The organism is uncultured Shewanella sp. (genome assembly GCF_947501225.1).
Taxonomy (GTDB): domain Bacteria; phylum Pseudomonadota; class Gammaproteobacteria; order Enterobacterales; family Shewanellaceae; genus Shewanella.
In genome coordinates this window covers 333,985-342,939 of sequence record NZ_CANMUW010000005.1, presented here as the reverse complement: position 1 = coordinate 342,939, position 8,955 = coordinate 333,985, and the positions used below count along the sequence as shown (strand labels likewise).

Annotated in this window: 7 protein-coding genes; 4 read left to right on the top strand and 3 right to left on the bottom strand. The window is 45.4% G+C overall.

Annotated features, from left to right (window positions below; genetic code table 11):
* Positions 1-806 precede the first annotated feature (806 nt).
* From Q1B47_RS10340 to rplY, 4 genes are all read left to right on the top strand, one after another.
* Entirely contained in the window at positions 807-1,376 is a 570-nt protein-coding gene (locus tag Q1B47_RS10340) for a prepilin-type N-terminal cleavage/methylation domain-containing protein (protein ID WP_299792757.1), read from the top strand.
* 159 nt (positions 1,377-1,535) lie between these two features.
* Positions 1,536-2,930 carry a L,D-transpeptidase family protein gene (locus tag Q1B47_RS10335; RefSeq protein WP_299792754.1) on the top strand — a complete coding sequence of 465 codons (1,395 nt, stop codon included), beginning with the start codon at positions 1,536-1,538 and terminating at the stop codon, positions 2,928-2,930.
* Between the two features lie 113 nt (positions 2,931-3,043).
* Positions 3,044-3,592, top strand: a complete 549-nt coding sequence (locus Q1B47_RS10330) for a DUF882 domain-containing protein (protein ID WP_299792751.1) — start codon at positions 3,044-3,046, stop codon at positions 3,590-3,592.
* Positions 3,593-3,735: 143 nt separating this feature from the next.
* On the top strand, positions 3,736-4,023 hold the full coding sequence (gene rplY, locus Q1B47_RS10325; protein ID WP_299792748.1) for a 50S ribosomal protein L25: 288 nt from the start codon (positions 3,736-3,738) through the stop codon (positions 4,021-4,023).
* An 89-nt stretch (positions 4,024-4,112) separates the two neighbouring features.
* On the opposite strand, the gene Q1B47_RS10320 is transcribed toward rplY, so the two are convergent.
* The 3 genes from Q1B47_RS10320 to Q1B47_RS10310 are packed head-to-tail and all read right to left on the bottom strand — an operon-like array spanning position 4,113 to position 8,899.
* Positions 4,113-5,633: a SpoVR family protein gene (locus Q1B47_RS10320; RefSeq protein WP_299792745.1), complete on the bottom strand. Its 1,521-nt coding sequence runs from the start codon at positions 5,631-5,633 to the stop codon at positions 4,113-4,115.
* Between the two features lie 9 nt (positions 5,634-5,642).
* The gene (locus tag Q1B47_RS10315) at positions 5,643-6,911 is read right to left on the bottom strand and encodes a YeaH/YhbH family protein (protein WP_299792742.1); all 1,269 of its coding nucleotides are present in this window, start codon (positions 6,909-6,911) and stop codon (positions 5,643-5,645) included.
* Between the two features lie 53 nt (positions 6,912-6,964).
* A complete protein-coding gene (locus Q1B47_RS10310) occupies positions 6,965-8,899 on the bottom strand; it encodes a PrkA family serine protein kinase (RefSeq protein WP_299792739.1) in 1,935 nt (644 codons plus the stop codon).
* Positions 8,900-8,955 lie beyond the last annotated feature (56 nt).

Below are 8,955 nucleotides of genomic sequence, written 5' to 3'. Positions count from 1 at the left end.
CCGGCCTCGGGTACCATCATTTAAGCCCTGACATATAGTTAGGGCTTTTTTGTATCTGAGATTCAACGATTCAGTTCGGAAAGCATAATCCCTCGCACTGTTGAAATACACGTGCCGGCGCAAGTCCGGCCTCGGGTACCATCATTTAAGCCCTGGCATATAGTTAGGGCTTTTTTGTATCTGAGATTCAACGATTCAGTTCAGAAAGCATAATCCCTCGCACTGTTGAAATACACGTGCCGACTGTTACAGGGATTGGAGTCCGGCCTCGGGTACCATCATTCTTTTCGAGAGTGCGCGATAGGCCCTGACATATTGTTGGTTTTTTTGTATCTGAGGTTTAACGATACAGTTCAAAAAGAAAAAAACCTCGCACGTCGATATACACGTGCCGACTGTTACAGGGATTGGAGTCCGGCCTCGGGTACCATCATTCTCTTCGAGAGTGAGCAATAGGCCCTGATATAGTTGGGGCTTTTTTGTATCCCAAAAATAGTAAAGACACAGATTTAAAATCCCTCGCACTGTTGAAACACACTCCCAATGACAGCCTCTGCTCACGATGTGAGATGACCTCTTTGAGTAATACCTTCAAGTTCCAATTCCTTATCATGATGTAACTTTTGTCTTTTTGTTGTTACTTACATGTGTATTTTATGCTTGTATATTCATCCTCTGTAGCGTTTAACTTGTATTACCCCGCTTGCTGATAGACCATTACCCTGTTTCTGGTGACGCTGGGAAAATGTTCAGGATATAATGTATATCTTGTTGGTTGTAAACGTGATTTAAAGGTATTAGTGCTAATGAAGTCCTTCGTTTCTAAAGGTTTTACTCTGATAGAGCTTGTTGTCGTTATCATTGTTTTGGGGATCTTATCTGTCGTTGCCCTGCCTAAGTTCATGAACTTAGGGCAAGATGCCCATGACTCGGCGGCAAAGGGGGCATTTGGTGCATTTAGTTCGGGCGTGACGCTGTATCACAGCTGCTGGGCTGCATCGGGAGCCAGTGCTCGTGTTGAAGACCTTGCATGTTACGGCGATGGGACCTTAGATTCCAGCAATACGGGTTACCCGTTGAGTACAACCAATGGCGGTGATGGATCAACTTTAACGGGTGAGAGTTGTAAGGAAGTGTGGAGTGGTTTGCTGGAGGGGGATGATTACGTGCTTGCTCCTCATAACAACGCAGCTTTTGGCGGAGACACTGATATTGTCTACTGGTATGGTAATGGGTCATCTGTCGCAGATGGTTCATATTGTTACTTTAACTATATCTCAGATAATCGCAGCATTGGCTCAGAGAACTGGCAACTTCGTTACTACCCAGGCTCTGGTGAAACGACTATTACACGCGCAACCTTAAGTTCCTCCTAATGAGTAAACTCTTTGTTATGCCTACTTAATCTAAGAGGGGTGTAAACTCCCTCTATAGTACTCCACTCAATAGCTTCAATTGTTTGCCATACTTGTATGGACTGCATGAGGAAGTTGAAGAGAGACCCTTACTTGTGTCTGAGAGTTTGGAGGGGAAGTATGTCGTATCGAAGTCCGGCCTGGTTGAGATGCATTGCACTTTTTTGGGCACTGTATGTCGCGTCGGCTCCTGCAATGGACAGGAGTGATGCAGGGTTTAACTCGCTTCTCTACCAACTACAGCTGGTTAATCTGGTCAGGCCAACTGAGCAGTCAGTTGATTCTTATCGGGTGCTGCGTAGTGGCACAAGGCAGGAGAAGTTAGATAGTGCCGAGAGAGCCGAACAGGAGTTGAAGCGTTTTTGGCAAACCGAAAACATCCCTAATGGTGCTGGTAAGGGAGGTGATAACGACGATCTCTATCAACGTGCCACTGCTTTAGAACCAAAGTCAAAAGATTATCTTCCCGTTAGTAACAGGCTACGTTATCTGCTCTGGCTTAGTGAGCACCATTCCTGGAAACCACTTGTTATTGAAGCCTGGCTTAAGGAGGGGGATTATCATGATGCGATACCTGAGATCAGTTTCCGGTTGAATATGCTCGGTGATTTAGATAGTTACGACAAAAATAATAGGCAATTCAATCAAGCGATTAAGAACAGTTTACTTCGTTTTCAAAGGCGCCATGGATTAAAGCAAGATGCAGTTATCGGCCCGGAAACGCTCAGGTGGTTGAATGCATCTCCTGATCGCCGGGCACGTTTGCTGGCAAATAACTTCTTAAAAAAATCCAGTTACCAGGCCTCATTAGATAAGCGGTTTCTGCTGATTAACATTCCGGCATTTGAGATGGTTCTGGTTGACCATGATGAGGTACAGCTTAAGTCAAGAGTCATCGTGGGGAAGCCGTACCGCCAAACCCCTATGTTACGCAGTCAAATATCTAATCTTGTACTCAACCCCAGTTGGCGTGTGCCCAGGCGCCTGATGTGGAGGGATCTGCTGCCGAAAGTGAGAGAGGATGGCCAATATATCAGTCAAAGAAATTTTGATGTATTCGATGCCAAAGGTGAATTGATTCAGAAGAGTCCACAGGAGTGGCAGAAGCTGGCTAATGGGCGTTTCCCATATCGATTGGTACAAAGACCCGGTGCGGAAAATACATTAGGCAGGTACAAGTTTTACTTCGAAAACAAATACAATGTTTATCTACATGATACGGTGGATAAAGCACTGTTTGAAGAGGCCAACAGGGCGCTGTCATCGGGGTGTATTCGGGTCGAGAATGTGGAAAGCCTGGCTAATTGGATGGCATCAAATTTAGTGCGGGATAAACAGACCTGGGTGGATATGCAGGTTGAGAGAGAGAAAACGCAATGGTTTTCCCTCGATGACTCTCTGGCCGTTCATTTAGTGTACTGGACAGCATGGATAGATAGTGCTGGTGACCCTCAGTTCAGGAATGATATTTATAACCAAAATTCAACAGGTAACCTGGCAACAATCAAAAATTGACTACCTATCTTGGCCTTGTAGGTACTCTACAGGTATTGTGCTGACTTGATTTCGTGACGAATAACGTTTAATTTATTGGGATTCGTGATTAAAAAATATACAGCGGTGGTAGAGTGTCAATAGTTTGTCCGGCCCGTAGGCAGTTGTTGTTAGGCCTAAGCGGCGTTGCAATGTTTTCGATGTTACCCACAAAAGTACAGGCAAGTCGATCTACCACAGGAGTGCGTAGTTTAGGGTTTCGTAACTTACACACAGGGGAACGAGGGCAGGGAAGCTATTGGATAGATGGAAATTATCAGAGTGGGATCTTATCAGATTTTAGCCATATTTTAAGGGATCATAGGCGGAATGAGTCTGCGCCTATGGATAAACGTCTTTATGATCTCCTGTTTAAGTTGAAGCAATCCTTAAATGTTGAACAAGACTTCAATGTCATCTCTGGTTATCGCTCACCAAAAACCAATGCCATGTTAGCCTCTAAAAGCAACGGGGTAGCGAAAAAGAGCTATCATATGAAAGGGATGGCGATGGATATCGCGCTCCCCGATGTAAAGTTGAGCCATCTGCGCGATGCGGCGATTGAATTAAAACTTGGCGGGGTAGGCTACTATCCTCAATCCGGCTTTATACATGTGGACACAGGCCCGGTTCGTACCTGGTAAGCCTGACTCACCAGTCGTATGAATTTCAGCTCTAAACAGTTTGTTAGCTTGTGATACTTGTGCTAGAATATGCCCGCTTTAAATGAGTCTTCATTGGTCGAAAATGGAGACAACCTGAAATTTTTTATTTAAGTGAGAAAACTATGTCTTACACTATCGCTGCTGAAATCCGCACTGAAATCGGGAAAGGTTCGAGCCGCCGCCTACGTCATGCGAATAAAGTACCTGCTGTTATCTATGGTGCTGGTAAAGAGCCTATCTCTATCAAGTTTGACCATAAAGATATCATCAACATTCAAGAGAATGCTGACTTCTACTCTAGCGACCTTACTATCACTGTTGATGGTAAAGACGTAAAAGTACGCGTACAAGCAATGCAGCGTCATGCATTCAAGCCTCTTATTGAGCATGTTGATTTCAAATTCGCATAAGTTGCGATATTGAAATTAAAAAGCGCCTGATGGCGCTTTTTTCATATCTGGACCCTGCAATCGTATCGGTGCTGAAGTCCTGTTAAGGGCTACTCATCTGTTTGAACTTCAGGACATGAGGCGATAATGCTTAGGTTTCCCTCCTCGCTGATCTCTTCAAGCCTGACATCAAAGCCCCAGAGTCTATGCAGGTGTTTTACCACTTCGTGGCAACTCTCTGCAAGGGGGACTCTATTGGTGGGTACATGCCTTAAAGTCAATGAGCGATCGCCGGTAATCGCAACCTGCTGAACCTGGATGTTGGGTTCAATATTAGAGAGGTTATACTGTTGCGATAACATTTGACGGATATCTTTGTATCCCTGCTCATCATGGATGGCGGATACAGACATATAATTTTTCTTATCGTCGTCTAAAACTCCAAAAAGCTTAAATTGCCGCATAATATTAGGTGACAGATATTGGCTGATAAAGCTCTCATCCTTAAAGTTTTGCATTGCGAAATGCAGTGTCTCTAACCAGTCGCTGCCGGCAATTTCCGGGAACCACTCCCTGTCTTCGTCGGTTGGGTTTTCACAAATTCGCCTGATATCTACAAACATATTGAACCCTAACGCATAGGGGTTAATGCCACTGTAATAGGGACTGTTATAACTGGGTTGCGCAACCACATTGGTATGGTTTTGTAGGAACTCCATCATGAACCTATCGGTGACAACACCATCATCGTAAAGGTGGTTGAGAATAGTATAGTGCCAAAATGTGGCCCAGCCTTCGTTCATTACCTGAGTCTGTTTTTGAGGGTAAAAGTATTGCCCCATCTTTCTGACTATGCGAACGATCTCTCTCTGCCATGGCTCGAGTAAAGGTGCGTTCTTCTCTATAAAGTAGAGAATATTTTCCTGAGGCTCTTCCGGAAAGTTCAAGGTTTCCGTTTTGGGGTCAACGTGTTGGGTTAAGGGGATTGTTCGCCATAGATCATTGACCTGACTCTGCAGGTACTCCTCTCGTTCCTTCTGTCTGAGCTGCTCCTCTTTGAACGATATTTCACTCGGTCGTTTATACCGATCGACGCCGTAGTTCATTAATGCATGGCATGAGTCGATGATCAGCTCTACCTGTTCGGTGCCATGGGTCTCTTCACACTGGCTGATATAGTTTTTTGCAAAGACCAGGTAGTCGATTATTGAGCTGGCATCGGTCCAGGTTTTGAAGAGGTAATTGTTTTTAAAGAAGCTATTGTGGCCAAAACTGGCATGGGCCATCACCAGTGCTTGCATTGTGATGGTATTTTCTTCCATTAAATAGGCAATACAGGGATCTGAGTTGATCACTATCTCATATGCCAGGCCCATTTGACCTCTTTTGTAGCTCTGCTCAGTTTCGATAAACTTTTTACCGAATGACCAGTGTGTATAACCAATTGGCATGCCGATACCCGCGTAGGCATCCATCATCTGTTCGGCTGTTATCACCTCAATCTGGTTTGGGTAGGAGTCAAGCTTATAGTGAGCCGCCACCCGCTCAATTTCAGTAAGATACGACTGTAGTAGATCGAAGGTCCAATCCGGACCATCATCGAGTGGAGATCTTTTCTTTTTAGCATCCATAGCGCCTCCTTAAACAGCCTGTTTCTTGAATAGTTCTCTGAACACCGGGTAGATATCTTCAGCTTGTTTAATATGCTGTACGGCGATGTTATCGAAGGTTTTCTGGAGGTTTTCATACTCACGCCAGAGAGTTTGGTGCGCCCGGTTAGTGATCTCGATATAACTAAAGTACCTCACAACGGGAAGCAGCTGTTTCTCGAGGATCTGTTTGCAACCCGGAGAGTCATCGGCCCAATTATCGCCATCTGATGCCTGAGCCGCATAGATATTCCATTCGCTCTCGGGATAACGGTCTTTTTGGATTTTGTGCATCAGTTTTAATGCGCTGGAGACTATGGTGCCACCGGTTTCCTGAGAGTAGAAGAACTCATGTTCATCGACCTCTTTAGCCTGGGTGTGGTGCCTAATATAGACGACTTCCAGGTTTTTATAGGTCCGGGTTAGGAAAAGGTAGAGTAAAATGTAAAAGCGCTTAGCCATGTCTTTGGTCGCCTGATCCATAGAACCAGATACATCCATCAGACAGAACATAACGGCTTGGCTGGATGGGATCTCACGTTTAGCGAAGTTGTTGTATCTGAGATCGAAAGTATCGATAAACGGCACCTTGTCTATCTTCTGTTTTAACTCCTCTATCTCCTCCTTAATAAGAAGAATTCTTTCGGCTTCGGCTCCTGGCGTATTTTCCAGCTCTTCAAGTTCATCTTGCAACTCCTTTAACTTCGCCTTCTTCGACGATGTCATAGCGATTCGGCGTGCCAGTGATGAGCGTAGTGAGCGAACAATGTTGATATTTGCCGGAACCCCATCATTGGTAAAGCCCGCACGGTATGTTTGGTACTCAACCAGTTTATTGAGGCGATTATTCTGCAGATTAGGAAGCTCCAGGTCTTCAAAGAGGAGTTCGAGATACTCATCCTTCGAGATTTGGAATACAAAATCATCTTGCCCCTCACCTGAGTCTGAGGCGTCTCCCTGACCTGAGCCCTGGCCTCCACCCGAAGGGGGGCGCTCTATTTTATCACCGCGGGTGAATTGGTCATTACCGGGATGTACCCGCTCTTTCACTCCACCCTGTCCCTGATGAAACGATGGCTCGCTGATATCCTTAGTGGGGATCCCTATCTTCTCACCTTTATCAACATCGGTAACACTCCGCCGAGTGACGGCATCACTGACAGCTTTTTTTATTTGCTGCTTATATCTGTTGATAAATCGTTGACGATTAACCGTGCTCTTTCCCTTAGCATTGAGTCGTCTGTCTATGAAATTCGCCATGCGCACCTCCCAGGTCATAGTAGGGAGCAATTTATGCTCCCTGTATGCCTATTTTAAGAAGACTTTCTCACTCTCAGATACCACTCTGAAAGCAGTCTGACTTGCTTCTTGGTGTAGCCTTTTTCCATCATTCGATTGACAAAGTCATCATGCTTTCGCTGATCGTCGGTCGATGTCTTGGCATTGAATGAGATGACAGGCAGAAGATCCTCTGTGTTTGAGAACATCTTCTTCTCGATCACAGTACGGAGCTTTTCATAACTCGTCCATAATGGATTGTTACCTTCGTTATTGGCTCGCGCCCTTAGGACGAAATTCACTATCTCATTTCTGAAGTCCTTAGGGTTACTGATCCCTGCGGGTTTCTCAATCTTCTCAAGTTCAGAATTCAGGGCCGAGCGATCAAATAACTGACCCGTTTCGGGATCCCGGTATTCCTGATCTTGAATCCAGAAGTCTGCATAGGTGACATAACGGTCGAAGATATTCTGGCCATACTCTGAATAGGACTCCAGGTATGCCGTCTGAATCTCTTTACCGATAAACTCGACGTATTTAGGGATTAGATAACCCTTCAGAAATTCGAGATAGCGCTCGGCGAGTTCAGTGGGGAACTGTTCCTGTTCTATTTGGCGCTCTAACACATAGAAAAGGTGCACCGGGTTAGCGGCAATTTCACTATGATCGAAGTTAAAGACCTTAGAGAGTATCTTGAAGGCAAAACGGGTCGAAAGTCCCTGCATTCCCTCATCAACGCCGGCGTAATCACGATATTCCTGATAGGATTTCGCCTTCGGATCGGTATCTTTTAAGCTTTCACCATCATAGACACGCATCTTCGAATAGACCGAGGAGTTTTCCGGTGCGATGATCCTTGACAGAACACTGAACTGAGCGAGCGTTTCCAGTGTGCCTGGTGCACAAGGTGCTTGCGACAGTTCAGAATTTGCCAACAGTTTATTGTAGATCAGTATCTCTTCTGAAACCCTCAAACAGTAAGGCACTTTTACTATGTATACCCTGTCCAGAAATGCTTCGTTGGTCTTATTATTCCTGAACGTAGTCCACTCCGACTCGTTGGAGTGGGCGAGAATAATACCGTTATAGGGGAGGGCTGACAGGCCTTCCGTGCCGTTATAATTGCCCTCTTGAGTCGCGGTTAATAGTGGATGGAGTACCTTGATCGGTGCCTTAAACATCTCCACAAATTCCATCAACCCTTGGTTTGCGCGGCACAGGGCGCCCGAGTATGAGTATGCATCGGCATCATTCTGCGCGAAATGTTCCAGCTGCCTGATATCGACTTTACCCACTAGGGAGGAGATATCCTGGTTATTTTCATCGCCGGGTTCGGTTTTTGCGATTGCCATCTGATCTAAGATGGATGGAAATACCTTTACGACTTTAAACCTGGATATATCACCACCAAATTCGTGTAATCGCTTCACGGCCCACGGAGACATGATAGATTTAAGGTAGCGAGGCGGAATGTTATATTCACTCTCCAACAGGCCACTGTCCTCTTCGGGGTTAAACAGGCAGAAGGGGTGATCATTAACCGGGCTTCTTACTCCATCGGCACTTAACACATAGATGGGAACTTTCTGCATCAAGGCTTTAAGCTTCTCGGCGAGGGAGGACTTACCACCACCTACAGGCCCTAACAGATAGAGGATCTGTTTCGACTCCTCCAGACTTTGAGCCGAATGTTTCAGGTAGGCGACTATCTGCTCAATAGACTCCTCCATGCCATAAAAGTCCTTAAATTCCGGGAATCGAGAAATCAGCCGATTTGAGAAAATTCGGCTCAGTACAGGATCCTTCGATGTATCAATGACTTCAGGCTCACCAATTGCAATGAGTAGCCTTTCTGCTGCAGATGCATATGCGGAACGATCTTTTTTGCAGATCTCGAGAAACTCCTGGAGTGAATACTCCTCATCAAGCTTTTGTTCGTAGCGCTGTTGGTAATGCTCAAATATGCCCATTTTCCACCCCCTGAAACGCCTAAATTAGATGACAGCGATAACTGAAAACCAGTCTC